Source organism: Methyloversatilis universalis EHg5, from assembly GCF_000378945.1.
Taxonomy (GTDB): Bacteria; Pseudomonadota; Gammaproteobacteria; order Burkholderiales; family Rhodocyclaceae; genus Methyloversatilis; species Methyloversatilis universalis_A.
In genome coordinates, this window is the sequence record NZ_KB900539.1 from 817,092 (window position 1) to 841,255 (window position 24,164).

20 protein-coding genes are annotated in these 24,164 nt (G+C 68.1%); 12 read left to right on the forward strand and 8 right to left on the reverse strand.

The features are described from left to right. Positions 1 to 16 precede the first annotated feature (16 nt). Both METUNV2_RS0103825 and METUNV2_RS0103830 read right to left on the reverse strand, forming a co-directional pair. Positions 17 to 937: a DMT family transporter gene (locus METUNV2_RS0103825; RefSeq protein WP_018228181.1), complete on the reverse strand. Its 921-nt coding sequence runs from the start codon at positions 935 to 937 to the stop codon at positions 17 to 19. Positions 938 to 1,045: 108 nt separating this feature from the next. Then, positions 1,046 to 2,200, reverse strand: a complete 1,155-nt coding sequence (locus tag METUNV2_RS0103830) for a M48 family metallopeptidase (RefSeq protein ID WP_018228182.1) — start codon at positions 2,198 to 2,200, stop codon at positions 1,046 to 1,048. 240 nt (positions 2,201 to 2,440) lie between these two features. On the opposite strand from METUNV2_RS0103830, the gene METUNV2_RS0103835 reads away from it, so the two are divergent. From METUNV2_RS0103835 to METUNV2_RS0103845, 3 genes are all read left to right on the forward strand, one after another. After that, the gene (locus METUNV2_RS0103835; RefSeq protein WP_018228183.1) at positions 2,441 to 2,932 is read left to right on the forward strand and encodes a hypothetical protein; all 492 of its coding nucleotides are present in this window, start codon (positions 2,441 to 2,443) and stop codon (positions 2,930 to 2,932) included. A gap of 42 nt (positions 2,933 to 2,974) precedes the next feature. Further along, complete coding sequence (locus METUNV2_RS0103840; RefSeq protein ID WP_018228184.1) at positions 2,975 to 3,604, forward strand: trimeric intracellular cation channel family protein; 630 nt, start codon at positions 2,975 to 2,977, stop codon at positions 3,602 to 3,604. Positions 3,605 to 3,684: 80 nt separating this feature from the next. Next, entirely contained in the window at positions 3,685 to 4,593 is a 909-nt protein-coding gene (locus METUNV2_RS0103845) for a DUF808 domain-containing protein (RefSeq protein ID WP_018228185.1), read from the forward strand. A 45-nt stretch (positions 4,594 to 4,638) separates the two neighbouring features. On the opposite strand, the gene trhO is transcribed toward METUNV2_RS0103845, so the two are convergent. The 4 genes from trhO to glnE form a co-directional block, all read right to left on the reverse strand. Continuing rightward, a complete protein-coding gene (gene trhO / locus METUNV2_RS0103850; protein WP_018228186.1) occupies positions 4,639 to 5,367 on the reverse strand; it encodes an oxygen-dependent tRNA uridine(34) hydroxylase TrhO in 729 nt (242 codons plus the stop codon). Positions 5,368 to 5,427: 60 nt separating this feature from the next. Then, the gene (locus tag METUNV2_RS0103855; RefSeq protein WP_018228187.1) at positions 5,428 to 6,402 is read right to left on the reverse strand and encodes a sulfite exporter TauE/SafE family protein; all 975 of its coding nucleotides are present in this window, start codon (positions 6,400 to 6,402) and stop codon (positions 5,428 to 5,430) included. A gap of 222 nt (positions 6,403 to 6,624) precedes the next feature. After that, the gene (locus tag METUNV2_RS0103860) at positions 6,625 to 7,014 is read right to left on the reverse strand and encodes a hypothetical protein (RefSeq protein WP_018228188.1); all 390 of its coding nucleotides are present in this window, start codon (positions 7,012 to 7,014) and stop codon (positions 6,625 to 6,627) included. Between the two features lie 24 nt (positions 7,015 to 7,038). Further along, positions 7,039 to 9,780, reverse strand: coding sequence for a bifunctional [glutamate--ammonia ligase]-adenylyl-L-tyrosine phosphorylase/[glutamate--ammonia-ligase] adenylyltransferase (glnE, locus tag METUNV2_RS0103865; RefSeq protein WP_018228189.1), 2,742 nt, complete (start codon positions 9,778 to 9,780; stop codon positions 7,039 to 7,041). A gap of 163 nt (positions 9,781 to 9,943) precedes the next feature. On the opposite strand from glnE, the gene METUNV2_RS0103870 reads away from it, so the two are divergent. The 8 genes from METUNV2_RS0103870 (at position 9,944) to METUNV2_RS0103905 (ending at position 21,123) form a co-directional block, all read left to right on the forward strand. Further along, the gene (locus METUNV2_RS0103870; RefSeq protein ID WP_018228190.1) at positions 9,944 to 13,861 is read left to right on the forward strand and encodes a YhdP family protein; all 3,918 of its coding nucleotides are present in this window, start codon (positions 9,944 to 9,946) and stop codon (positions 13,859 to 13,861) included. A gap of 16 nt (positions 13,862 to 13,877) precedes the next feature. Then, positions 13,878 to 14,696, forward strand: coding sequence for a carbon-nitrogen hydrolase family protein (locus tag METUNV2_RS0103875; RefSeq protein WP_018228191.1), 819 nt, complete (start codon positions 13,878 to 13,880; stop codon positions 14,694 to 14,696). 11 nt (positions 14,697 to 14,707) lie between these two features. After that, positions 14,708 to 15,490, forward strand: coding sequence for a GNAT family N-acetyltransferase (locus METUNV2_RS0103880; protein WP_026187851.1), 783 nt, complete (start codon positions 14,708 to 14,710; stop codon positions 15,488 to 15,490). A 19-nt stretch (positions 15,491 to 15,509) separates the two neighbouring features. After that, positions 15,510 to 16,991 carry a metalloprotease TldD gene (gene tldD / locus METUNV2_RS0103885; RefSeq protein ID WP_018228193.1) on the forward strand — a complete coding sequence of 494 codons (1,482 nt, stop codon included), beginning with the start codon at positions 15,510 to 15,512 and terminating at the stop codon, positions 16,989 to 16,991. Positions 16,992 to 17,017: 26 nt separating this feature from the next. Continuing rightward, positions 17,018 to 17,542, forward strand: a complete 525-nt coding sequence (locus METUNV2_RS0103890; RefSeq protein WP_018228194.1) for a DUF2062 domain-containing protein — start codon at positions 17,018 to 17,020, stop codon at positions 17,540 to 17,542. Between the two features lie 124 nt (positions 17,543 to 17,666). Next, positions 17,667 to 18,737, forward strand: coding sequence for a 3-deoxy-7-phosphoheptulonate synthase AroG (gene aroG, locus METUNV2_RS0103895; RefSeq protein ID WP_018228195.1), 1,071 nt, complete (start codon positions 17,667 to 17,669; stop codon positions 18,735 to 18,737). 3 nt (positions 18,738 to 18,740) lie between these two features. Beyond that, positions 18,741 to 20,249: an ArnT family glycosyltransferase gene (locus METUNV2_RS0103900; protein WP_018228196.1), complete on the forward strand. Its 1,509-nt coding sequence runs from the start codon at positions 18,741 to 18,743 to the stop codon at positions 20,247 to 20,249. Between the two features lie 7 nt (positions 20,250 to 20,256). Beyond that, a complete protein-coding gene (locus tag METUNV2_RS0103905) occupies positions 20,257 to 21,123 on the forward strand; it encodes a decaprenyl-phosphate phosphoribosyltransferase (protein ID WP_018228197.1) in 867 nt (288 codons plus the stop codon). Here METUNV2_RS0103905 and murI read toward each other — a convergent pair whose 3' ends face one another. Further along, positions 21,124 to 21,924 (reverse strand): glutamate racemase, encoded by an 801-nt coding sequence (murI, locus tag METUNV2_RS0103910; protein ID WP_018228198.1) that lies wholly within the window; start codon positions 21,922 to 21,924, stop codon positions 21,124 to 21,126. 38 nt (positions 21,925 to 21,962) lie between these two features. Beyond that, entirely contained in the window at positions 21,963 to 22,529 is a 567-nt protein-coding gene (locus tag METUNV2_RS0103915) for a cob(I)yrinic acid a,c-diamide adenosyltransferase (RefSeq protein WP_018228199.1), read from the reverse strand. 207 nt (positions 22,530 to 22,736) lie between these two features. Here METUNV2_RS0103915 and METUNV2_RS0103920 point away from each other — a divergent pair, with 207 nt between their 5' ends. Further along, entirely contained in the window at positions 22,737 to 24,026 is a 1,290-nt protein-coding gene (locus tag METUNV2_RS0103920) for a glycerate kinase type-2 family protein (protein ID WP_018228200.1), read from the forward strand. Positions 24,027 to 24,164: the final 138 nt, after the last annotated feature.

A 24,164-nucleotide genomic window follows, 5' to 3' on the forward strand; every position in this document is an offset into this window, starting at 1 on the left:
CGATCAATGCACCCGATCATTGCGATCGGCGGGCCGTCGTGCCGGCAGCCATGAAGGCGCCGCCGGACACGCAGAACAGGCCGGCCACCAGCCAGGGCGACAGCGCCTCGCCCAGCAGCGGCGCGGCGGCGACGCCGGCCAGCACCGGCACCAGCGCCACCAGTGCGCCGGTGCGTTCGGCGCCCAGCACCTGAACCGCTTTCAGGAAGAACATCATGGCGACAATGGTGACGCCGGCGCCCTGATAGAGGCCGTGCACCGCCAGCATGACTGGCGGCACCTGGTCCAGCGCCTTGGGCAGCCACAGCAGATAGACCGGCAGGTAGAGCGCGGTCGAGGCGAGCGCGACGAAGCGGGTGAGCGTCCAGGCGTCGTAGGTCACGTGCGCGGAGGCCTGCTGCTGCCATTTGCGCGCCAGCACGCTGTACACCGCCCAGGCCAGCGAGCCGCCGAGCAGCAGCAGGTCGCCGGTCAGCGTGCCGGGGCTGGGCCCGCCGTGGGCGTGGAATTCATGCACGCCGGCGAACGCGATGCCGAGCGCGATGCAGGCGAGTGCGACGATGCGCCGGCGGTCCGGTCGCGACCCGAGGATGCAGGCCGCGGCCAGCGCGACCAGGAAGGGCTGCATGCCGGGCAGCAGGATGGCCGCGTGTGCCGCCGGTGCGTACTTGAAGGCAGCGAACACGAACAGGCCGTAGATCAGGCCGCCCAGCAGCGCCAGCACCCACAGCCGGAGGTCACGCCAGGCGGTGCGCAGCAGGCCGCCGGAGAAGGGGAGCAGAAGCAGCGACGCGGTGCCCAGACGCAGCGCCAGCGTGTCCCACGCGGTCAGCGGGCTGCGGCCGGCGAGGCGGGACAGCAGGATGAAGCCAGTCCAGAGGGCGACGGTGCCGGCGGCGGCCAGATAGCCGCTGGTCCGGGAAGACGGGGCGGACATGCGAAGAAAGACGCGAACGACAGGTGGCCCCGCAGTGTACGCGCCATCCTGTGCGGAACGGCGCGGGGCAGGCTGTGCCGGTCCGCGACTGTGCGGCGAAGCGGACCGTTACAGCACCGGCTGGCGTCGGGTCCGGTGCTGGCCGCGTGCCTGGCGGTAGCGCTGACGCCAGTCGTCGGCCGACGCTTCCCACCACATCCGGTCGAAGGCGAGCGACAGGGTGGGCAGCAGGCCGGCGAAATAGTGTTCGGCCGCGCTGGGCCCTTCGCCCGCCACCGGCAGGCCGCCGAGCCGGCCGATGCGCAGCGCGTCCAGCCTTTCGGGCAGCGAGGGGTGGGTGTCCAGACTGCCGGCGTCCGAGCGCAGCAGGTGATCGAGGCCGGCCAGCGCTTCGCGCCGCACGAAGCCGACCTGCACACCCAGCCCCATTTCGCGGAAGGGGCGTACGCGCGGCCGGCGACGGTCGTCCGCCTGGTCCAGCACCCGCACCCAGTAGTCGTCGTGCAGGAAGCGGTCCTTCATCGCCAGTTCGATCAGCGCACCGGCCAGTGCCGGCGAGCCGACCGCACGCGCGGCGACCGCATCGGCCTCGAATTCGTCCAGTCGGGACAGCGCGACCGACTGTTCGAGGTCCAGCCGCGCCACCGGCGCCAGCAGCCAGAGCGCTGCACGGGCCACGGCGCTGCGGTCGCCGTCGATGCGGTCCACGCAGCGCAGCCACCAGGTGCGCAGGTGAGCCGACCAGGCGCCCGCGCCGTCGAGCTGGGCGGACAGATGGGCCAGTTCGTGCGCCAGTACCGCCGACAGCTGGCGCGCGGTCAGGCTGTGCGCGAGCGGGATGCCCAGCAGCAGCGTGGTGCGCATCGGCCCGAGCAGTCCCAGTGCCGGCCGGCAGACCACCGCGGCATTCATGTCCGGCGTGATTACGATGCGGTCTATGCGGCGGGCGCCGAGCTGGGCACACAGGCGATCCACCCGCCGGCGCAGACCGGGTACACGGGATTCCGGCAGCACGATGCCGGCGCCATCGGGCGGCGGCACCCACAGCCAGTACAGCAGGCGCAGCGCGACCGAGGCCAGCATGCCGGCCACCAGCAGATGCGGCAGGGCGGAGCGCGCGAACGGTGTGTGCAGCGGCGCCAGCGCAAAGCCCGACAACAGTGCACAGGCGACACTCAGCACGGCCAGCAGGCCGAGGCCGACAGCGGCACGGACGGCGAGGCGGATACGGAGCTGGGCGGCGCGCGGGGCGGTGGCGGACACGATGAACAGGCGGGGGAATCGAAGCAGCGGCCCTTATACGCAGCCGCTTTCATATGCAGCAATCAGCCGAAAGCACTAATCCCGCCGCGGTGTTCAGCATGCGTCCGGGGAGTTTCCATGCCTCATGCGGCTGGCGCCGGAACCGTGATGCAGTAGGCATTTGCGCGGGGGGCCGCAGAATAGACTGGGCCGTCGCTGTTTCAGGGCGCAGGCTGCCGCAAGCGCCCCTCATTCCGCATCATGGCCCTGCCGCTGTTCAAACCCGAATCTCCGCTGGCCGAAGTCGAACTGCTGCAACTGCTCGACCGAGCCGACCGTCAGGCCCGCGACCGGCTGCGCCGTTTCGGCAGCGTATGGCCTTTCGGCGCTTACGTCTGCCCGGCCGGTTATGTGCATCCGCTCGAATCCGACCCGGCCAATTACGCGCTGCCGAATTACCTGCAGTACGAAATCCTGCATGACCGGCTGGTCAACATGGCCTGGCGTGACCGGCTGATCGCCTACACGCTGGTGGCCGAGATCGCGCTGCCGGAAGAGATCGACCCGCGCCGCATGTCATCGCTGCGGGTGCATTTCGAATCGCCCGAACTGTCGGTCTACCAATACCGTCCGTTCACGCTGGCTCCCTGCCGGTCCGAGCCGCCGGATGCCGCCGATCGCCGGCGCATCCGTTTCCTCGAACCGGTGGTGACGCCGGCCGGCCGCCACGTGTTCGAGGCGGCAGGGCGCTGAGCCTGACGGCAGAAACCGGGGCGGACGCCCTAGAATCGCCGCATGCCCAGATTCCAGCTCATCATCGCGGCGATCGAATTCGCTGCCACGCTCGCCTTTGCGGTGTCCGGTCTGATTGAGGCCGCCCGCCGGCGCATGGACGTGGTGGGCATATTCGCGGTGGCTTTCATTACGGCCTTCGGCGGTGGCACCGTGCGCGACGTGCTGCTCGACCGGCGGCCCTTCTTCTGGGTCGAACATCCGGGCTATGTGTGGCTGGTGTTCGGGCTGACCGTGGTGGCCGCCCCCTGGCTGCACCGCCGGCGCGAGCGCTTCACCGAACGCGCGATGATGCTGCCGGATGCGCTGGGTCTGGGGCTGTTCTCGGTCACCGGCGTCAGTCTGGCGAACGCGGCTGACATGCCGGCTTTCGTGTCGGTCATGATGGGCGTCATCACCGGCGTGTTCGGCGGGGTGATGCGCGACGTCATCTGCAACGAGGTGCCGAACGTGTTCCACGACCATCGTCCGTACGCGCTGTGCGCCTTCGCCGGTGCCTGGCTCTATCTCGGACTGGAAGCGGTGCAGGCACCGCCCCTGCTGTCGCTCGCGGTGTCGGTGGCGCTGATCGCCGGTCTGCGGCTGGCCGCGGTGCTCACCGGCTGGACGGTGCCGCGCTGGCCGCGCGACTGAAGACGGTCACGGGCCGGTTGCCGAAATCGGCTAGCATGCGCGGCGCATCCCACCCTTGCATTTGATATAGAGGATTTCGCATGGCCGGAGCCAGTCTGCTTGCCCTGATCGACGATATCGCCAGCGTGCTGGACGATGTGTCGGTGCTGACCAAGGTTGCCGCGAAGAAGACCGCTGGCGTGCTCGGTGACGACCTGGCGCTGAATGCGCAGCAGGTGGCCGGGGTGAAGGCCGACCGCGAACTGCCGGTGGTGTGGGCGGTGGCCATGGGTTCGGTGCGCAACAAGCTCATCCTGGTGCCGGCGGCGCTGGCGATCAGCGCCTTCCTGCCGGCCGCGGTGACACCGCTGCTGATGGTGGGCGGGCTGTTCCTGTGTTTCGAAGGCGTCGAGAAACTGGCGCACAAATTCCTGCACAGCGCCGAGGACGACGCGGCCGCCCACGCCGAACACGTGAAGGCACTGTCGGACGAACAGGTCGATCTGGTGGCGCTGGAACAGGACAAGGTGAAGGGCGCGATCCGCACCGATTTCATCCTGTCCGCCGAAATCATCGCGATCACGCTGGGCACCGTGGCCGACGCGCCTTTCGGCACCCAGGTCGCGGTGCTGTCGGGCATTGCCGCCATCATGACCGTGGGCGTCTATGGTCTGGTGGCCGGCATCGTGAAGCTGGACGACGCCGGTCTTTACCTGAGCCGCAGCGCCTCGGGGGCCGTCCGTGCGCTGGGCCGGGGCATTCTGGCGGTCGCGCCCTGGCTGATGAAGGCGCTGTCGGTGGCCGGCACCGCCGCCATGTTCCTGGTTGGCGGCGGCATCCTGACCCACGGCATTCCGGCGCTGCACCACGCCATCGCCCACCAGGCCGAAGCGCTCGGCGGCGTGGCCGGCGTGCTGCTGCCCTTTCTGGCGGATGCGCTGACCGGCGTGGTCGCCGGTGCGATCACGCTGGCGGTGGTGCTGGGCATCAAGAAGATCAGGGCGGCGTAACGACTGTCTTGCCGCTGCAACCAGCCTGCTGGGCTGGCTCGACCCTCAGGCCGCGGAACCGGACGCCGGGCTCAGGTCCGGCTTCAGCGCGCCGCGGTCGTCGAACACCACGCAGTCGCCGTGCCAGTGGGCACCGCCGATTTCCTCGAAATAGCGCAGGATGCCGCCGTCCAGCTGCCACACCTGATTGAAACCGGCCTTCTTCATGATGGGCGCGGCTTTTTCGCAGCGGATGCCGCCGGTGCAGAAGGTGACGATGGGCGTGTCCTTCAGGTCGGCGTACTGTTCGAGCGCGGCCGGGAACTGGCCGAAGCTGTCCACGCCGGGGTCGAGCGCGTTATCGAACGTGCCCTTTTCGATCTCCCAGCGGTTGCGGGTGTCGATGATGACGAATTTGCGGCCTTCGTCGTACCAGCGCTTCAGCTCGGCTGGCGGCAGATAGGGCGCCGGCGTTTCCGCCGGATCGAAGCCGGGCAGGCCGACGGTCACGATTTCCTTCTTCAGGCGCACCCGCAGGCGCTTGAACGGCAGTGAATCCGAGTGGCTCCACTTCACGTCCATGCTGGCAAAGCGCGGATCTTCGCCCAGCGCGTCGAAAAAGCCGCGCAGATCGGCTTCGAGGCCGGCGAGAAAAATGTTGATGCCTTCGCTGGCCAGCAGCACGGTGCCGAGCAGGCTGCGTGACTGCGCCAGTTCCTGGATGTGCGGCCGCAGCGCCTCGCGGTCGGCGAGCTGCACGAAGCGGTAGGCGGCGGTGTTGGCGTAACGGTTCATCCCGCAATTATCCCGGCGCGGACGGCCGGGACTCAAGATGCAGATCAAGCGATGGGCGGATCAGCCCAGCGCTTTCGACAGGTTGTAGACGCTGAGGCTGCTGATCAGCAGGCCGACCAGCACCAGCAGCGCACGGGCCGGCAGCGCGCGGCACAGGAAGGCGGCCAGCGGGGCGGCGAACATGCCGCCGGCGACCAGACCGGCCACGGTGGCCCAGGGGGCTGCATCGATGAACAGCACGAAGGCGCCAGCGCTGGACACCGCGATGAAGAATTCGGCGAAGTTCACCGAGCCTATGGTGCGGCGCGGGTCGCTGCCGGCACCGACCAGGCTGGTGGTGACCACCGGGCCCCAGCCGCCGCCGCCCGCGGCGTCGACGAAGCCGCCGAACAGCGCCAGCTTGGCGACATGCTTCGGCTCCTGCGCCGGCTTGCGGCGATGGCGCCAGGCCTTGGCCAGCACGTACAGCCCCATCAGCAGCAGATAGCCGGAAATCCAGGGCTTGAGCTGGCTGCCGTCGAACTGTGTCACCACCAGCGCACCCAGCACACCGCCGATCACGCCTGGAATCAGCAGCTTGAGCATGAGCTTGCGGTCCACATTGCCCAGCCGGAGATGGGACAGGCCGGACAGGCCGGTGGTGAAGATTTCGGCGATGTGCACGCTGGCGCTGGCCACCGCCGGGCTGGCGCCCGAGCCGAGCAGGAAGGTGGTGGCGGAAATGCCGTAGGCCATGCCGAGCGCGCCGTCGATGCTCTGTGCGATGAAGCCCACCGCCGCCGCGTGCAGGAATTCGGACGAGGTGAGCACCTCGATCACCATGTGCAGCGCGGCCGACGGATCGTTCAGCGGCAGCCCGCGGCCGAGCAGGAACAGCGGCAGCGCCACCAGCACGAACAGCATGAACCAGGTGGCCACGGTCGCCAGCGGGTGCGCCTGCGCCTGGACGATCACCTGTTCCACCGGCGGCAGGCCGAGCGCTTCGTGTGCTTGCCCGACTTCGGTCTGGCGGGTGTCGATGTGGCGGATCTTCACGGCGGGTCGCTCGCTGGTTCAGGGAGCGCGCAGTCTAGTCAGCAATGCTTATCCAAAAAAGTGATATTTCGTTCTATGGATATGACCTGATCGGCTTTTTCGGCCACGCCGGCACGCACCGCCGGCGTCGGGGCGGTTGGAAGGCGGGGTGCAGTGCGGCGTTCGCGGGGAGGCATCGAGGCGTAAGCCTGCCCGGCGGAGAGGGGCGAGTCCTGGCCTGCTCTAGCGGTAGGGCCGGCGCCAGTAGCCCCAGGGGTAGGGCGGGTAGTAGGGGTAGCCGTACATCCACATGCGGTCGCGTTCGCGCATCGCCTCGCGCATGCGTTCGGTTTCGATCAGCGTCTGCTGCATGTAGTCGATCACTTCGTCCGGCACGCCGTCCTGCTTGAGCTGGGCCAGCTGCGACGCCTTGAGCGGGTAGAGGGCGCGGCTTTCTTCCAGACGCTGGATGATTTCGGCCGCCGGAATGCCGTCCTTCGCCATCTGCACGATTTCGTCGGTGGTGGGCGCGGGCGGGCGCGGCGGGGCGGTGACGCAGCCGCCGAGCAGCAGCGCCAGACTGGCAAGCAGCGCGGTCCGGATCAGGCCGCGGCGCAGAAGGTGGGTGGTCATGCCGGACTCCTGTTCATATAGGGTTCAGAGTCCGGCCGGTGCCGCGGAGTTCGCCGCGTCGCCGAACAGATGCGACCACACCGCACGGATGGCGGCCCGCTCGGTCTGCACCTCGTCCGCCGGCACCCGCGCCTTCGGTGCGTCGTTCAGCCGCAGGCCGTGCTGCAGGTGGCGCAGCCGGCGGTAGGCATTGCCGGCGGCCACCGCGTCCAGCGCAGGCAGCAGGCCGGCGCTGGCGGCGATGCGCAGCAGCGCGATATTGCCGAGGTTGCCGGTCAGTTCCGGGTGCGCGCCGGAATGGGCCAGCACCATGTACTGCACCGCGAATTCCAGATCGATCAGACCGCCCGCATCCTGCTTCAGGTCGAACAGCGGCGACTTGTTGCCATAGCTGTCCATCATCTTCTGCCGCATCGCCAGCACTTCGCTGCGCAGCGTGTCGACATCGCGCGGCTGGGTCAGCACCTCGCGGCGGATGATTTCGAACTGCGCGCCCACCCCGGCATCGCCGGCGCAGTAGCGGGCGCGGGTGAGGGCCTGGTGTTCCCACACCCAGGCCGATTTCTGCTGGTAGTCGCGGAAAGCCTCGACCGAACTGACCAGCAGGCCGGATTCGCCATTGGGCCGCAGCCGGGTGTCGGTTTCGAACAGGATGCCGGCGCTGGTGTGGCTGGACAGCCAGGTGAGCATGCGCTGGGCCAGCCGCGCATAGGTTTCCTGCGCGGCTTCGTGCGTGTCGTCGAACAGAAAGATCACGTCCAGGTCCGAGGCGTAGCCCAGTTCCTTGCCGCCCAGCTTGCCGTAGGCGATGACCGCGAAACGCGGCGTGTCGCAGTGGCGGCGCGGCAGTTTGCGCCAGCACATGTCCAGCGTGATGCGCAGCATGGCGTCGGCCAGCGCCGACAGGTGGTCGGACAGCCGCTCGACCGACAGGTCGCCGCCCAGGTCGCGTGCCAGCAGCCGGAACACCTGGGCGTGGTGGGCGTCGCGCATCATGTCCATCTGCCGCTCGGTGTCGTCGCCCAGTTCTTCGAGCTGGACGCGCAGACCGGCTTCGAACGCCGGCCAGTCCGGTTCGGCGGTGAGCAGCCGGGTATCCAGCAGTTCGTCCAGCAGGATCGGATGGCGCACCAGATAGGTGGCGGCCCAGCTGGAGGCGCCGATCAGCCGCGCCACCATGCCCAGCGCCTGCGGGAATTCGGCCAGCAGCGCCAGATAGGCGGCGCGCCGGCTGATTGCTTCCAGCAGGTCCAGCCCGCGCAGCGCGGTGGCGGTGGGCTGCGGCGTGTCGCGGCAGGCTTCGAGCAGCTTGGGCACCAGCGCGTCTACCCGGGTGCGCGAGGGGTCGGGCAGCTGGCGGTAGCGGCTGCCGCCCTTGAAGGCGCTCAGCCGGTGCGCCAGTTCGTCGGCGTCGGAAAAGCCCATGCCGGCCAGTGCGCTGCGGCATTCGCCGGCGCCGGCCTCGCACTGTTCGATGTCCTGCCACACCGCGCGCGGCGTCGATGTTTCGGCGTCCTGGGCGCCGAACACCGCGTCGAAATGGCGGCTGACATGGGTGCGGTGGCGGTCCAGCTCGACCAGCAGCGCGGCGTAGCCGTCGAAGCCCATGGCCGAGGCGATCAGCGCCTGATCTTCGTCGGTGGCCGGCAGCTTGTGGGTCTGGGCGTCCTCGACGTACTGCAGCCGGTGCTCCAGCCGGCGCAGGAACACGTAGGCGTCCTGCAGCTGTTCGACCGCCTCTTCGCCCAGCACGCCGCGCAGCGCCAGCCGGTCGAGCACCTTCTGCGTCGGCCGGATCTGCAGCGCGCTTTCGCGGCCGCCGCGGATCAGCTGGAACACCTGGGCGATGAATTCGATTTCGCGTATGCCGCCCGGGCCGAGCTTGATGTTGTCCGCCATGTCGCGGCGCGCCACTTCGCGTCGGATCTGCGCGTGCAGGTCGCGCATCGCGTTGATCGCGCCGAAATCCAGGTATTTGCGGAATACGAAGGGCTTGCGCAGCGATTCCAGTTCGTCGTTCACGCCGCCGGTCAGCGCGCGCGCCTTGATCCAGGCGTAGCGCTCCCATTCCCGGCCCTGCGTGAAGAAGTAGTTCTCCAGCATGTCGAAACTGCAGGCCAGCGGGCCGGAGTCGCCATTCGGCCGCAGCCGCATGTCCACACGGAACACGAAACCGTCGCCGGTCACGTCGGCCAGCAGTTCGATCACCTTGCGGCCGAGCCGGGTGAAGAAGTCGAAGTTGTCGATGCGTTTGCCCGGGCCGGTCGGGGTTTCACCGTCGGTTTCGCCCGCTTCCGGGTACACGAAGATGAAATCGACGTCGGAACTGACGTTGAGCTCACGGCCACCCAGCTTGCCCATGCCGATGCAGATGAAGGGCTGCACCGCGTTGTCGGTCTCGCCGCGCGGCTCGCCGAAGCGTTCGACCAGGCCGGCGCGCGCCTGGTCCACCGCCACCCGCACCGTCTGTTCGGCCAGCAGGGTCATGCCTTCGGTGATTTCGTCCAGATCGGCCAGACCGGCCAGGTCGCGCACGATGAGGTGGGCCATGGTGCGGATGCGCAGCCGGCGCAGCGCCGACTTCAGCCCGGCTTCGTCGCCCGCCTCGAACGGCGTCTGGGCGAACCATTCCAGCAGCAGTGCGGCGCTGATATGGGCCTGCAGCGTGGTGGTCAGCGCCTCTTCCAGGGTCGGCCGCGCGTCCAGCTGGCGGGCGAGGTAGCGGCTGTGGCGGCGGGCGTGGGCGATGGCGGCAGCGGCGTCCATGGGGGCGATATCAGTGACGGGAAAGTCATTATGCAAAAAACCCGCAAGGCTTCGTGTGTCGGCGGCAGCTGACAGGCGCCGTGGCGGCCCGGGTTGCAGGTACACTTCCGCATCGTTTCACAGACGCAGTCAGCCACGTATTGACTGCCCGCAAAGATCCATCTTGTCCGAGCCTGTCCACGCTGAATCCGCCGCAGCGGTCGTCCCGACCCCTGCGGTTCCGGCCCGCCCGCGCTGGCGGCGCCTTGCCGGCCGGGCATTCGAAACCGTGCTGTGGGCCTGGGTGTTCGCCGCAGCGGTGGTGCTGGCGGCCCGTCACTGGGTGCTGCCCGAGGTCGATCTGCACCGCCCGCGCATCGAACAGGCGCTGGGCGACGCGCTTCAGCGCAAGGTGCGCATCGACAGCCTGAGCGCCGACTGGACCGGTCTGCACCCGCAGCTGTCGCTGCGCGGCCTGACGCTGCTGGACGAAGCCGGCCAGCCCGCGCTGCGGCTCGAACAGGTCGAAGCCGCGCTCGGTTTCTCTTCGCTGGTGCGCGGCGAACTGCATCTGCACCGGCTGGACATCAACAGCCCCGATCTGTGGATACGGCGCGAAGCCGACGGCCGGCTGTTCGTGGCCGGTCTGGAAATCCGGCAGGACGGCGAGCAGGGCGGCTTCACCCGCTGGCTGCTGTCGCAGGGCCAGATCAACATCCGCGGTGCCCGGCTTGAGTGGGACGACGGACAGCGGCCGTCGGCGCCGCCGCTGCAGCTCACCCATGTCGACATGCGGCTGGACAACGCCGGCCGCGATCACCGCTTCGGCCTGTCGGCGACGCCGCCGGCCGAACTGGCGAGCCGGCTGGACATCCGCGGCGAGGTGACGCTGCCTGACCGCAACGACCTGCGCACCGCCAGTGGCGAACTGTTCGTGTCGCTGGAAGGTGCGGACATGGCGGTCTGGCAGACCTGGGTGGATTACCCGGTGGAACTGCCGCGCGGCCGTGGCGCCGCCCGGCTGTGGTCGCGCTTCGACGGAGCCCGGCTGAACGAGGTGACCGGCGAACTGGCGCTGGCCGATGTGCAGCTCAGGCTGGCGCCGGCACTGCCGCTGCTCGATCTGGTCAGCCTGTCCGGCCGGGTCAGCGCCGAACAGCTCAGCGCCGAGCGGGTGGTCGCTTCCGCCCGCCAGCTGCAGCTGGCCACCCGCGACGGTCTGGCGCTGCAGCCGACCAGTCTGGACATCCATTGGCAGGCGGCTACCGAACGCGCGCCGGAACGCGGCGAGGTGTCGGCCAGCACGCTGGACCTGGATGCGCTCACCCGGCTGGCCGGCTATCTGCCGCTGCCGGACGACGTGCGCGAACGGCTGCGCCGGCATGCCGCCGAAGGCCTGATCCACGAACTGGACGGTGGCTGGACCGGCCCGCTGGCTGCGCCGCAAGCTTTCCGCGTCAGCGCCCGGCTGGAGCGTCTGGGCCTGCGTGCCGACGGCAGCCTGCCCGGTATGCGCGGGCTGAGCGGTCGCATCGAGGGCAGTGACGCGCGCGGCAGCGTGCAGATCGATGCGCCCGGGCTGGTGCTCGATCTGCCGGCGGTGTTCCCGCAGCCGGAAATCGCTTTTGCACAGTTCAAGGCGCGTGCCGGCTGGTCGCGCAGCGAGGGCGAAACCGAGGTCGCGATCGAATCGATCAGCTTCCAGAACGCCGACGCCCAGGGCAGTGCGCACGGTCGCTACCGCACCGCCGGCGACAGTGCCGGCGAGATCGAGCTCGACGCGAAGCTGCTCAATGGCGACGCGCGTGCGGTCTGGCGTTACCTGCCGCACAGCATCGGCCCGGATACGCGGGACTGGCTGCGTACCGCGCTGACCGCAGGCCGTGCGCCGGAGGCCACGCTGAAACTGCGCGGCCGTCTGGACGATTTCCCGTTCGAAGGCCGGCCCGGCATCTTCCAGGTCAAGGTGAAGGCCGAGGACACGACCGTGGATTTCGGGCCAAGCTGGCCGCCGATCACCCAGCTGCGCGCCGACGTGCTGTTCGAAGGCAAGCGCATGCTCATCACCTCACGCGACGGCCGCATCCTGAACACGAAGCTCGGCCCGACCACGGCCGAGATTCCTGATCTTGAAGTCGCGGAAGAACTGCTGCTGGTCAAGGGCTCGGCCGCCGGCGCCACCTCCGAATTCCTGCGCTACATCGACGCCAGCCCGGTGGCCGAACGCATCGACGGTTTCACCTCCGGCATGCGGGCCGAAGGCAATGGCCGGCTTGCGCTGTCATTGACCATACCGCTGCGCCACTCGAAGGACACCCGGATCGAAGGCGAATTCGTATTCGCCGGCAACCGGCTGGTGGTGGACAGTGCGCTGCCGCCGCTGCTCGACGCCGCCGGCAAGGTGGGTTTCACCGACAGTTCGCTGTCGATACGCGGCGCCCAGGCCAGCGTACTCGGCTTCCCGATGACGCTGGACGTGGGGACCGGCGGGGGCGGCATGGTGACCGTGGACGCACGCGGTCGTGCTTCGATGGAGGCGGTGCGCGCCCAGTTCGGCCAGCCGTGGATGACCGCGCTGTCAGGCACGGCCGGCTGGCAGGCGAAGCTGGGCGTGCGGCGCAACGGGCTGGAACTGGCAGTCGAAAGCGATCTGAGCCAGATCACGTCGGCGCTGCCGGCACCCTTCGGCAAGCCGGCAGGCGAAGCGCTCACGGTGAAGGTGGAGCGCATCAGTGCGCTCGATGCGCGCGAAGCCGCACGGCGTGGGCTGCCGGCCCTGCCGGCCGATCGCGAACTGCTGCGGGTGAGCGCCGGCCGCTTCGGCAGTGCCGATCTGGTCCGCCGCAGCGGCGCCGGCGGCTGGCTGCTGGAGCGTGGCGCGGTCGGCCTGCCGCAGCCGCCGGCCCTGCCGGAACAGGGCGTTTCGCTGGCCATCGCCACCGAAACGCTGGACATCGACGCGCTGCGCCGCGCTTTTGCGCCGCCGGTGGCGACCGGCCAGGGTGATGGCGAACCACTGCCGGTGTCGCGGGTGCGCATCGACGCGAAGAACCTGAAAATGACCGGCCACTGGCTGGAGGCGGCGAAGATCGACGCCCAGCGGCATGGCGACCAGTGGGACATCGATCTGGTCAGCAGTCAGGCGCGTGGCCGGCTGACCTGGAACGCGCAGGGCAAGGGTCATGTGAAGGGGCGCTTCGAACAGCTGAAACTCGATACCGGCGACGGTGAAGGCAGCAGGGTGAGCAGCAGCGAACCGCCGCAGGAACTGGACGAACTGCCGGGTCTGGACATCGAGGCCGAGCGCTTCGTGCTGGATGGCAAGCCGCTGGGCCGGCTGGAACTTCAGGCCAGCAACGAGCGCCGTGCCTGGCTGATCAACCGGCTGGCGCTCACCATGCCGGAGGGCAGCTTTATTGCCAGCGGCGCCTGGGGCAATACGCTGGGCGGACTGCGCGGCCGAGAAACCCGGCTGGACTTCACGATAGACACCGCGGATGCCGGCAAGCTGCTCGACCGTCTGGGCCATGCCGGCGCCCTGCGCCGCGGCACGGCCACCATGAAAGGCACGCTGCGCTGGCAGGGCAATCCGGCGTCGATCGACTATCCGACGCTGTCCGGCGCCTTCGACCTGAAGGCGGGCAACGGACAGTTCAGCAAGATCAATCCCGGCGCCGGGCGTCTGCTCGGCATCCTGAGCCTGCAGGCGCTGCCACGCCGCATCACGCTGGATTTTCGCGACGTGTTCAGCGAAGGCTTCGCCTTTGATCGGGTGGAAGGCAGCGTGGCGGTCGAGCGTGGCATCATGAAGACTACGGATTTTGAACTGGTCGGCCCGGCCGCCCGGGTGCAGATGAGCGGCAGCGCCAACATCGCGGCGGAAACCCAGAATGTCACCGTGAACGTACAACCGGCGCTCGGTGACAGCGTGTCGGTCGGCGCGCTGATTGCCAATCCGGCGGTCGGCGTAGCCACCTATCTGGCGCAGAAGGTGCTGAAAGACCCGCTGGGCCAGATGTTCTCCTTCCGATATGCGGTGACCGGGTCGTGGGACGACCCGGTGGTGGCCAAGCTGGCGGATGCGTCCGGCGCGACCCCTTGAAGACGAGAGGCTGATCATGAATGCATCGACCCGCATCCGCGTCGCCGCGGTGCAGATGGTGTCCGGCCCGGTGGTGGCCGAGAACCTGGCGGAAGCCGGCCACTGGATCGCCGAGGCGGCGCGTCAGGGCGCGCGCCTGGTGGCGCTGCCCGAGTACTTTCCGCTCATTTCCGGCGACGAGGCGGACAAGGTGGGCATACGCGAGCCGGAAGGCGAGGGGCCGATACAGCGCTTCCTGGCCGATTGTGCGCGCCGGCATGGCATCTGGCTGATCGGCGGCTCGGTGCCGCTGCATGCCGATGTGGACGACAAGGTACGCAACACCTGCCTGGCCTACGATCCGGAAGGCCGCCAGGTCGCGCGCTATGACAAGGTGCACCTGTTCGCCTTCACCAAGGGCGCCGAGAATTACGACGAGGCGCGCACCATCGAAGCCGGTCACCGGCCGGTGTCGCTGGAAACTCCGTTTGGCCGGGTTGGCCTGTCGATCTGCTACGACCTGCGCTTTCCGGAGTATTTCCGTGCGCTGGGCGACATGAAGCTGCTGGTGCTGGGCGCCGCGTTCACCGAAACCACCGGTCGTGCGCACTGGGAACTGCTGCTGCGCGCCCGCGCGGTCGAGAACCAGTGCTACGTGCTGGCGTCCGCCCAGGGCGGCGTGCATCCGTCCGGCCGCCGCACCTGGGGTGACTCGATGCTGATCGATCCGTGGGGCAATGTGATCAACCGCCTGGCGCGCGGGCCAGGTGTGGTCATAGGCGATATGGATCCGGATTATCTTGTTGAAATAAGGCAGAATCTTCCTGCGCTCGGTCACCGGCGCATCGCTTGCTGAGGCCTGTCCGCATGTCCGACCAACCTGCACGCACTCCGTCCCAGAATCCGCCTACGCTGGCGGAGGTGACGGTCATGGATGTCGAGCGTCTGCGCTCGATGTGCATCGAGCAGGAAGACATTCCGGGCACCCGCGAAATGGCGCAGCAGAAGGACAAGTTCCGGGTGCGCCTGCTCAGCAGTGATTCCACCCGGCGCGAAGGCGCCAGCCTGCTGATCGAAAAGATGTATTCGTGGCGCGGCTACCACACCAAGAAGCAGATCGACGAAACGCCGAACCGGATCACGCTGGTGGCCGAATTCGACGGCCATGTCTATGGCACGATCACGGTCAATCTGGATTCCGACACCGGTCTGGCCGCCGACGAAACCTATCCGGACGTGATGGGCGCGCTGCGCGGCGAGGGCCGCAAGGTGTGCGAGTTCGGCAAGTTCGCGGTCGAGCAGTCGGTCAAATCCAAGCGACTGATGGGCACGCTGTTCCACCTGATGTGCATCTACGCCTTCCGTATCCAGGACTGCGACGACGCGCTGATCGAAGTGAATCCGCGCCATCGCGCCTTCTACGAAAAATATCTCGATTTCTTCGCCACCGCCGAGGAACGCATCTGCCAGCGCGTGGGCGCGCCGGCGGTGCTGCTGCGACTGACCCGCGAAACCTATCGCGCACGGGTCGATGAACTGGGCGGCCGCTGGCGTGATCTGAAAGAAGAGAAATCGATGTTCAAGTACTTCTTCCCGCGGGTGGAAGAAGACGCCATCGCCGAACGCCTCGGGCGTCCGGCACGCACCTGAAACGGACCGTCACCGCTACATGAGCACCCCTGCCAGCACCCTTTCCGCTGCCACTGCCGTCACCGCCGCCGATCTGATCGGCACCGCACGCTCCACGCTGCTCGCGCCTTTCGACCTGGAGCGCAGCCATCTCGACCAGGTGTTCGGCATGCTGGGCGCACACCGCATCGACTACGCCGACCTCTATTTCCAGTACCAGTGCAGCGAGGCCTGGAGTCTGGAAGAGGGCATCGTGAAGTCGGGCAGCTTCAATATCGAACAGGGCGTGGGCGTGCGCGCCATCCAGGGCGACAAGACCGCCTTCGCCTATTCCGACGAAATCAGCCTGCCGGCGCTCGAAGCCGCCGCCCGTGCCACCCGCGCGATCGCGGCCCAGGGGCAGAGCCAGATCGTGCGCGCGGAGCCGGCGCTCGTGCCGGCTCCGCTGTACACCGCGCGCAATCCGCAGGGTTCGCTCAGCGACACCGAGAAGGTGAAGCTGCTGGAAAGGCTGGAAAGCTATGCCCGCGCCGAGGACGGCCGGGTGAATCAGGTGATGGCCCACATCGCCAGTACGCATGAAGTGGTGCTGGTGATGCGCAACGACGGCCACATGGCCGCTGACGTGCGCCCGCTGGTGCGGGTATCGGTCACCGTCATCATGCAGGACGGCGACCGTCGCGAGCAGGGCTCGTCCGGCGGCGGCGGCCGCTTCGACTACGGCTATTTCACCGACGCGGTGCTGCGCGACTACGCGGCCAAGGCGGTGCATCAGGCGCGGGTGAATCTGGATGCACGCCCGGCGCCCGCCGGCACGATGAGCGTGGTGCTCGGCCCGGGCTGGCCCGGCATCCTGCTGCACGAGGCGATCGGCCACGGCCTGGAAGGCGATTTCAACCGCAAGGGCAGTTCCGCTTTCGCCGGCCGCATCGGCCAGCAGGTGGCGGCCAGGGGCGTGACCGTGGTGGACGACGGTACGCTGCCCAACCGTCGCGGTTCGCTGACCGTGGACGACGAGGGCAACCCGACCCGCTGCACCACGCTGATCGAGGACGGCAAACTGGTGGGCTATATGCAGGACAGCCTGAACGCCCGCCTGATGGGCGTGGCGCCCACCGGCAACGGACGGCGCGAAAGCTTCGCCCATCTGCCGATGCCGCGCATGACCAATACCTACATGCTCAACGGCGACCGCGAGCCGGAAGAAATCATCCGCTCGGTCAAGAAGGGCCTGTACGCGGTGAATTTCGGCGGCGGCCAGGTGGATATCACCAGCGGCAAGTTCGTGTTCTCGGGCGCCGAGGTGTACATGATCGAGAACGGCAGGGTGACCTACCCGATCAAGGGCGCGACCCTGATCGGCAACGGCCCGGACGCGCTCACCCGGGTGTCCATGATAGGCAACGACATGGCGCTGGACAGCGGTGTCGGCACCTGCGGCAAGGAAGGGCAGAGCGTGCCGGTCGGCGTCGGCCAGCCCACGCTGCGCATCGATGGTCTGACGGTCGGGGGCACGGCCTGATCCGATTCCGCTGACGCTGCTGCACCATGCCGTCCTGGCTGAAGCGCTGGATACCCACGCGCGAACAGATCCTCGCCAATCGCGCGCTCGCGCCCTTTGCCGGCCGTCTGCGCGACGAACGCCTGTGGCGCGCCGACCGCCGCAGCGTGGCACGCGGGGTGTCCATCGGCCTGTTCTTCGGGCTGATGATTCCGTTCGCGCAGTTCCTGTTCGCGATACTGACCGCGCTGTGGCTGCGCGCCCACCTGGTCACCAGCGCCACCTTCACGCTGGTGTCGAATCCGCTCACCTTCACGCCGATCTACTGGGGTGCCTACGAACTTGGCCGCTTCGTGCTGGCCCGCCCGGCTGCGCCGGATGAGGTGCGTCAGGTCGAGCACAGTGCCGACCGCATCGGCCAGCTGGCGAACACCGGCTGGCTGGAAGGGCTGTGGCTGTGGATAGGTGCGGCCGGCGTACCGCTGCTGACCGGACTGTTCATCATGGCCTGTTCCGCTGCCGCCATCGGCTATCTGGCGGTGCATCTGCTGTGGCGCGAGCGGCGCGGCTGACATCGGTGTGTTCCGGTTCAGGGTCGGCACGCAGGAAGGAACTCCGCCGGCAGGTTAGAATCCCTCTCTTTGCAACGGCATCTTGCCGGCGCGGTATCGAACAACGAAGCCCATGAACGCCCCCATGCACAAGATTACCGACGACGTCCGCATCAAGGAAATCCGCGAACTGCTTCCGCCCGCGCACGTGCTGCGCGAACTGCCGGCCAGCGATGTGGCCTCGGAAACCACGTTTGCCGCGCGCCAGGCCATCCACCGCATCCTGCGTGGCGCCGACGACCGCCTGCTGGTGGTGATCGGCCCCTGCTCGATCCACGACTACAAGGCGGGCATGGAGTACGCGAAGCTGCTGAAGGCGCAGCGCGAGCGGCTGTCAGCCGACCTCGAAATCGTCATGCGTGTCTATTTCGAAAAGCCGCGTACCACGGTGGGCTGGAAGGGCCTGATCAACGATCCCTTCCTCGACAACAGCTTCAAGATCAATGATGGCCTGCGTCTGGCGCGCCGCATCCTGCTGGAAGTGAACGAACAGGGTCTGCCTGCCGGCACCGAATTCCTCGACACCATCACGCCGCAATACACGGCCGATCTGGTGGCCTGGGGCGCGATCGGCGCACGCACCACCGAAAGCCAGGTGCACCGCGAACTGGCCTCCGGCCTGTCCTGCCCGGTCGGTTTCAAGAACGGCACCGACGGCAATGTGCGCATCGCCTCCGACGCGATCAAGTCGGCGCAGGCGCCGCACGTGTTCCTGTCAGTCACCAAGGCTGGCCATTCGGCCATCGTGTCCACCGCCGGCAACGAGGACTGCCACGTCATCCTGCGCGGCGGCAAGGAACCGAACTACGACGCCGAGGCGGTCGAGAAGGTGTGCCGCGAACTGGCCACCGCCGGCGTGCCGGCCAAGGTGATGATCGACTTCTCGCATGCCAACAGCCGCAAGCAGTGCGCGCTGCAGATGGACGTGGCGCGTGACGTCGCGGCCCAGCTGGCCTGCGGCGAGGACCGCATCTTCGGCGTCATGGTCGAATCGCACCTGAAGGAAGGCCGTCAGGATCTGGTCGCCGGCAAGGAGCCGGAATACGGCATGAGCATCACCGATGCCTGCCTGGGCTGGGACAAGAGCATTGAACTGCTCGACGTGCTGGCCGAAGCGGTGCGCGCCCGCCGCCGTGCGCTGGCCGACCGCGACTGATCGGTGAACACGCTGTTCGCTGCGGCGCCGGCTTCCAGCTGGCGCCGTTTCTATTTCATCAGCCTGCTGCTGACGCTGGTCTTCCGCGGCTGGCTGGGTGCGGCGCTGCCCTTCACCGGCGACGAAGCCTATTTCTACTGGTGGGGCAGGATTCCGGCCGGCGGCTTCTACGACCATCCGCCCATGGTGGGCTGGTGGCTGGCCGCCCTGATTTCGGTGTCGGAAGCCGAGTGGTGGCTGCGCCTGCCGTCCATCCTGCAGCCGGCACTGCTGTCGGCGCTGATGCTCGCCTTCCTGCGCGACGAGTCGCCGGCTGTGCGCTGGGGTACCGCCACGCTGATGCTGCTGGCGCCGGCCGGTCTGCTGGATGTGCTCATCACCACCGACATCCCGCTGGTGTATTTCAGCGTGGCGTCGGCGCTGGCTTTCCTGCATGCCCAGCGCAGCCGGTCGATGCCGGCGTTCGCGCTGGCCGGCCTGCTGCTCGGCGGTGCCTTCCTGTCCAAGTACTTTTCGGTGCTGCTCGGCCTGGCCTACATCGGCTGGGCGGCCTGGCGGCCGGCGGCGTGGAAATGGAAGGGCCTCGGCCTGCTGGTGCTGTGCGCGCTGCCGGCCGGGCTGTACAACGCATGGTGGAACAGCCAGCACTGCTGGGCCAACGTGATGTTCAACGTGTTCAACCGGCACGGCAACGCGCATCTGGGCTGGCAGACGCCGCTGCTCTATCTGGTCATGATGGTATGGCTGCTGACACCCATGGTGGCGTGGCGGCTGGTACGCGCGCCGTCGGCCTGGCTGCGTCAGCCGGCACTGCCCTGGCTGGTGTGCGTGCCTCTGGCGGTGTTTGCGCTGCTGTCGCTGCTCAAGACCATCGGCCTGCATTGGGTGTTCTCCTTTGTGCCGCTGGCCTTCCTGATGTACGCGCGCACGGTCGATGCCGCCACGCTGCGCCGTACCGTGAACATCACTGCGGTCATCGCGGCGGTGCACGCAGTGGCACTGCTGGCCATCGGCACCACCTCGGTCGAGAGCTGGGAGAAACGGCTGGGCGAGCGCCGCTACGCCGGCATCGTGCAGACGGTGAAGGCGGACGAACTGATCGCCGCGCTTGGTGACGACCTGGAGCGCTATGTGCCGATGACCGACGGCTATTCGCCCTCGGTCACGCTGGGCTACAACCATCGCCGTTACTGGGCGGTGTTCGGCCCGGCCTCCAGCCATGCCCGGCACGACGACGTGCTGACCGACTTCCGCACGTTCGAGGGCCGCGACATCCTCATCCTGAGCAAGGAAAAGCCGGATCTCGCCGACTACACGCCTTACTTCCGCGAAGTGAGCGAAGACACGCTGCAGGTGCGTGGCGCGACCTTCTGGCGCATCCGCGGCCACGGCTTCGATTACGCCGCCTATCACAAGGGCGTGCTCGAACCGGCCCGTCGCCTGTGGTACGCCATTCCGAAGTGGCTGCCGGACTGCGGCTGCTATTTTGAAGAACGCTATTTCGGGAAGTGACCCTGCCATGATCGCCGCCGCACTGCAGCTGATGCGTCCCAAACAGTGGGTGAAGAACGGTTTCGTGTTCTTCGGCCTGCTGTTCGGCCACGCCTGGCATGCGCAGGCCATGGTACAGGCGGCGCTGCTCGCCTTCGCGGCGTTCTGCCTGATGTCGAGCGCGGTCTATGCGCTGAACGATTTCCGCGACATCGCGCAGGACCGCCTGCACCCGGTCAAGCGCCTGCGCCCGCTGGCCTCCGGCGCGCTGTCGCCGTCGGTGGCGGTGCTGCTGATGGGCGGCTGTTCTGCGGCTGCACTGCTGCTGGCATGGCAGGTCGGCGAAACGCTGGTATGGCTGCTGTGCGTCTATGGCCTGATCAATCTCGGTTACAGCTATGGCCTGAAGCGGGTGGTGGTGCTGGATGTGTTCCTGATCAGTGCCGGTTTCATGCTGAGATTGCTGGCTGGCACCACCGGCCTGGGCATTCCGCCGTCGAACTGGCTGCTCATGTGCGGTCTGCTGCTCACGCTCTTCCTCGGTTTCGCCAAGCGGCGCGCCGAAATGATGCTGATGGAAGAGGAGGGCGGTGCTCACCGCAAGGTGCTGGACCACTACTCGGCAGCGCTGCTTGACCAGTTCATCACCATCACCGGCGGCTGCGCGGTGGTGGCGTATGCGCTGTACACGGTGGATCAGGACACGGTGCGCATACACGGCACCGCCGACCTGATCTACACGCTGCCTTTCGTGCTGTACGGGCTGTTCCGCTACCTCTACCTGATGCACCGCGAAGGCGGTGGCGGTGACCCGTCGCATGACATCTTCCGTGACCGCCACCTGATCGCCGCCATGGTCGGCTGGGTGGTGGTGACCGTATTCATCCTGCGCTGATCAGACCGGCAGCGCCTGCACCGCGCAGCCTGGCTGCCACAGCCGCTGCAGCGCCGCGCGACCGCCGGCATGGGCGGCACTGCTCCAGAACCTTTCCGCTCCGATCCGGCCTGCGCTGCGCAGGCCGCGCGCTTCGAGCGCCCGGGTGAGCTGACGCACCACCGCGTCGCCGGTGTCGATCACCTGCACCGCCGGCCCGGCCACGGCTTCGATCAGCGGTCGGAGGAAGGGGTAGTGGGTGCAGCCCAGCACGATCACGTCAGCCCCTTCGGCCAGCAGCGGTTCGATGTGCGAGGCCACGAGTGCGCGGGCGGCCGGCGTGTCGAATTCGCCGCGCTCGACCGCTTCGACCAGACCGCTGCCCGGTCGGGTCACCACATGCACGTCGCGGCCGAAGGTGTCGAGCAGCGCGGCGAAGCGGCTGCTGGCCAGCGTGCCGGTGGTGGCCAGCACGCCTACGGTGCCGGATCGAGTCGCCGCGGCGGCCGGCTTCACCGCCGGTTCCATGCCGATGATGGGCAGGCCGGGCCAGCGTTCGCGCAGCGCCTGGGCCGCCGCCGCGGTGGCGGTATTGCAGGCGATCAGCAGCGCTTTCGCGCCCTGGTCCAGCAGGAACTGGCCGAGTACCGCGCTGCGCGCCCGTATCCAGTCGGCGCTGCGTTCGCCATAAGGTGCGAAGCCGGAATCGGCCACGTACAGGAAATCCTCGGCCGGCAGTGCAGCGCGCGCGTGACGCAGCACCGACAGGCCACCGAGGCCGGAGTCGAAAACGCCGATCGGCGCGTCGGATGCTTGGCTCACGGACCGTGATCAGCCGCGGCGGTGCCCCGGCTGTCCTTTCAGCCGGTTTCGCCGTCGTGCGCGCGGCCGCGCTGCCACAGCACGTCGCCGCGGCCGGCCAGCCGGTTGCAGGTGCGGCCGAGCACGAACAGCAGATCGGACAGCCGGTTCAGGTACTGCCGGCTGGCGTCCGATACCTTGCCTTCTGTCGCCGCGGTGATCACCGCCCGCTCGGCGCGCCGGCAGATGGTGCGCGCGAGGTGGGCCAGCGCAGCGGCGCGGGTGCCGCCGGGCAGGATGAATTCCTTCAGCGGCGTCAGTTCTCCGTTCAGGCGTTCCAGTTCGGCGTCCAGCCGGGCCACCTGTTCCGCCTTCAACAGCTGGTAGCCCGGAATGGCCAGCTCACCGCCCAGATCGAACAGGTCGTGCTGGATTTCGGTCAGCAGCGCCGACAGGTCGGCTGGCAGGTCTTCGCACAGCAGCACGCCGATCGCGCTGTTCAGTTCGTCCACATCGCCCAGCGCGTGCACGCGCGGGCAGGATTTCGATACCCGGGTGCCGTCGCCCAGGCCGGTTTCGCCGCCGTCGCCGGTGCGGGTGGCAATCTTGGAAAGTCGATGACCCATGACGTGTGATGACTTGGATAAGAGCTATTGATTATAAGTGTGCGCAAATATAAGGCCGTCGCACGCTAGAATTGCACATCATCCCACGCTGGCGCCCACCCCGCGACAGCCGGATATGCGGGCGGCCATCACCCGGCAGCGCTGCGCGGTTCTTGCACATACACGCAGACCACACCCCCGCGAACGAACAGACCAGACGGAGTTGCCGTGAGTACCCCCGAACCCAAAGAATTCCTGCGCAAGCTTTTCCAGGCCGCGTTTGACGCTGCCAACCCCGATCTGTGCGTGCCGGCCAACCTGCCGCCGCCGCCCAAGGGCCGCACCATCGTCGTCGGTGCTGGCAAGGCGGCCGCGTCGATGGCGCTGGCGGTCGAGAAGAACTGGCCGGGCGAACTGTCCGGCCTGGTCGTGACCCGCTACGGCCACGGCGCCCCCTGTCAGCGCATCGAGGTGGTCGAGGCCTCGCATCCGGTGCCGGACGCAGCCGGTCAGCAGGCGGCCAGGCGCATCCTTGAAACGGTGCAGGGCCTGACCGAGGATGATCTGGTGATCGCCCTCATTTCCGGCGGCGGCTCGGCGCTGCTGTCGGCGCCGGCCGAAGGCCTGACGCTGGAGGACAAGCAGGCGGTGAACCGTGCGCTGCTGGCCAGCGGCGCGGCCATCCAGGAAATGAACTGCGTGCGCAAGCACCTGTCGTCGATGAAGGGCGGCCGGCTGGCGCAGGCCGCTTTCCCGGCGCGCGTGTTCACGCTGGTCATTTCCGACGTGCCGGGCGACGATCCGGCGGTGGTGGCCTCCGGCCCGACCGTGCCGGACACCACCACGCGCGAGGACGCGCTGGCCATCATCCGCCGCAACAACATCGAAGTGCCGGCCGCGGTCATGGCCTGGCTGGCGAAGCCGGAATCGGAAACGCCCAAGGCCGATGACCCGCGACTGGCGCGCTGCGAAACCCGCGTCATTTCGACCGCCCAGGCCTCGCTGCTGGCGGCGGCCGAGGTGGCTCGCGCGCACGGCGTGACGCCGCTGGTGCTGGGCGACATGATCGAAGGCGAGTCGGCCGACGCCGGCAAGGTGCTGGCCGGCATCGCCAAGGCCTGCGCAATCAATGGCACGCCGGTCGAACCGCCCTGCGTGCTGCTGTCCGGCGGTGAAACCACGGTCACGCTGGGCCCGATCAAGCCGGGCCAGAAGCCGCGCGGCGGCCGCAACTCGGAATTCCTGCTGTCGCTGGCGATCGCGCTCGACGGCATGAAGGGCATCCATGCGGTGTCCGGCGACACCGACGGCATCGACGGCAGCGAGGACAATGCCGGTGCGCTGGTGACCGACGACATCCTGGCGCGCGCCCGCGCGGCCGGCATCGACGCCCGTCACATGCTGGACGTGCACGACGCCTACGGCTTCTTCGCCGGCACCGGTGACCTCATCGTGACCGGGCCGACGCTGACCAACGTCAACGATTTCCGCGCCATCTACGTCGAAAAGAAGGTCTGAACGACCTCTGGCCTCCCCGGAAACGGCGCCTGCGGGCGCCGTTTTCTTTTGCCGTTCCGGTGCGGGTTCATCCTGCGGCGCAGAAGGCGGGTGCAGACGTCTGCGGTTATCATCCAGCCCCTGTGTCGCGTTACCGGA

Bases quoted from the DNA above. Each gene is read 5' to 3' on its own strand.
- METUNV2_RS0103825 (WP_018228181.1), bottom strand. From the start codon at position 937: ATGTCCGCCCCGTCTTCCCGGACCAGCGGCTATCTGGCCGCCGCCGGC.
- METUNV2_RS0103835 (WP_018228183.1), top strand. From the start codon at position 2,441: ATGGCCCTGCCGCTGTTCAAACCCGAATCTCCGCTGGCCGAAGTCGAA.
- METUNV2_RS0103840 (WP_018228184.1), top strand. From the start codon at position 2,975: ATGCCCAGATTCCAGCTCATCATCGCGGCGATCGAATTCGCTGCCACG.
- METUNV2_RS0103845 (WP_018228185.1), top strand. From the start codon at position 3,685: ATGGCCGGAGCCAGTCTGCTTGCCCTGATCGACGATATCGCCAGCGTG.
- trhO (WP_018228186.1), bottom strand. From the start codon at position 5,367: ATGAACCGTTACGCCAACACCGCCGCCTACCGCTTCGTGCAGCTCGCC.
- METUNV2_RS0103860 (WP_018228188.1), bottom strand. From the start codon at position 7,014: ATGACCACCCACCTTCTGCGCCGCGGCCTGATCCGGACCGCGCTGCTT.
- glnE (WP_018228189.1), bottom strand. From the start codon at position 9,780: ATGGACGCCGCTGCCGCCATCGCCCACGCCCGCCGCCACAGCCGCTAC.
- METUNV2_RS0103875 (WP_018228191.1), top strand. From the start codon at position 13,878: ATGAATGCATCGACCCGCATCCGCGTCGCCGCGGTGCAGATGGTGTCC.
- METUNV2_RS0103880 (WP_026187851.1), top strand. From the start codon at position 14,708: ATGTCCGACCAACCTGCACGCACTCCGTCCCAGAATCCGCCTACGCTG.
- tldD (WP_018228193.1), top strand. From the start codon at position 15,510: ATGAGCACCCCTGCCAGCACCCTTTCCGCTGCCACTGCCGTCACCGCC.
- METUNV2_RS0103890 (WP_018228194.1), top strand. From the start codon at position 17,018: ATGCCGTCCTGGCTGAAGCGCTGGATACCCACGCGCGAACAGATCCTC.
- aroG (WP_018228195.1), top strand. From the start codon at position 17,667: ATGCACAAGATTACCGACGACGTCCGCATCAAGGAAATCCGCGAACTG.
- METUNV2_RS0103905 (WP_018228197.1), top strand. From the start codon at position 20,257: ATGATCGCCGCCGCACTGCAGCTGATGCGTCCCAAACAGTGGGTGAAG.
- METUNV2_RS0103915 (WP_018228199.1), bottom strand. From the start codon at position 22,529: ATGGGTCATCGACTTTCCAAGATTGCCACCCGCACCGGCGACGGCGGC.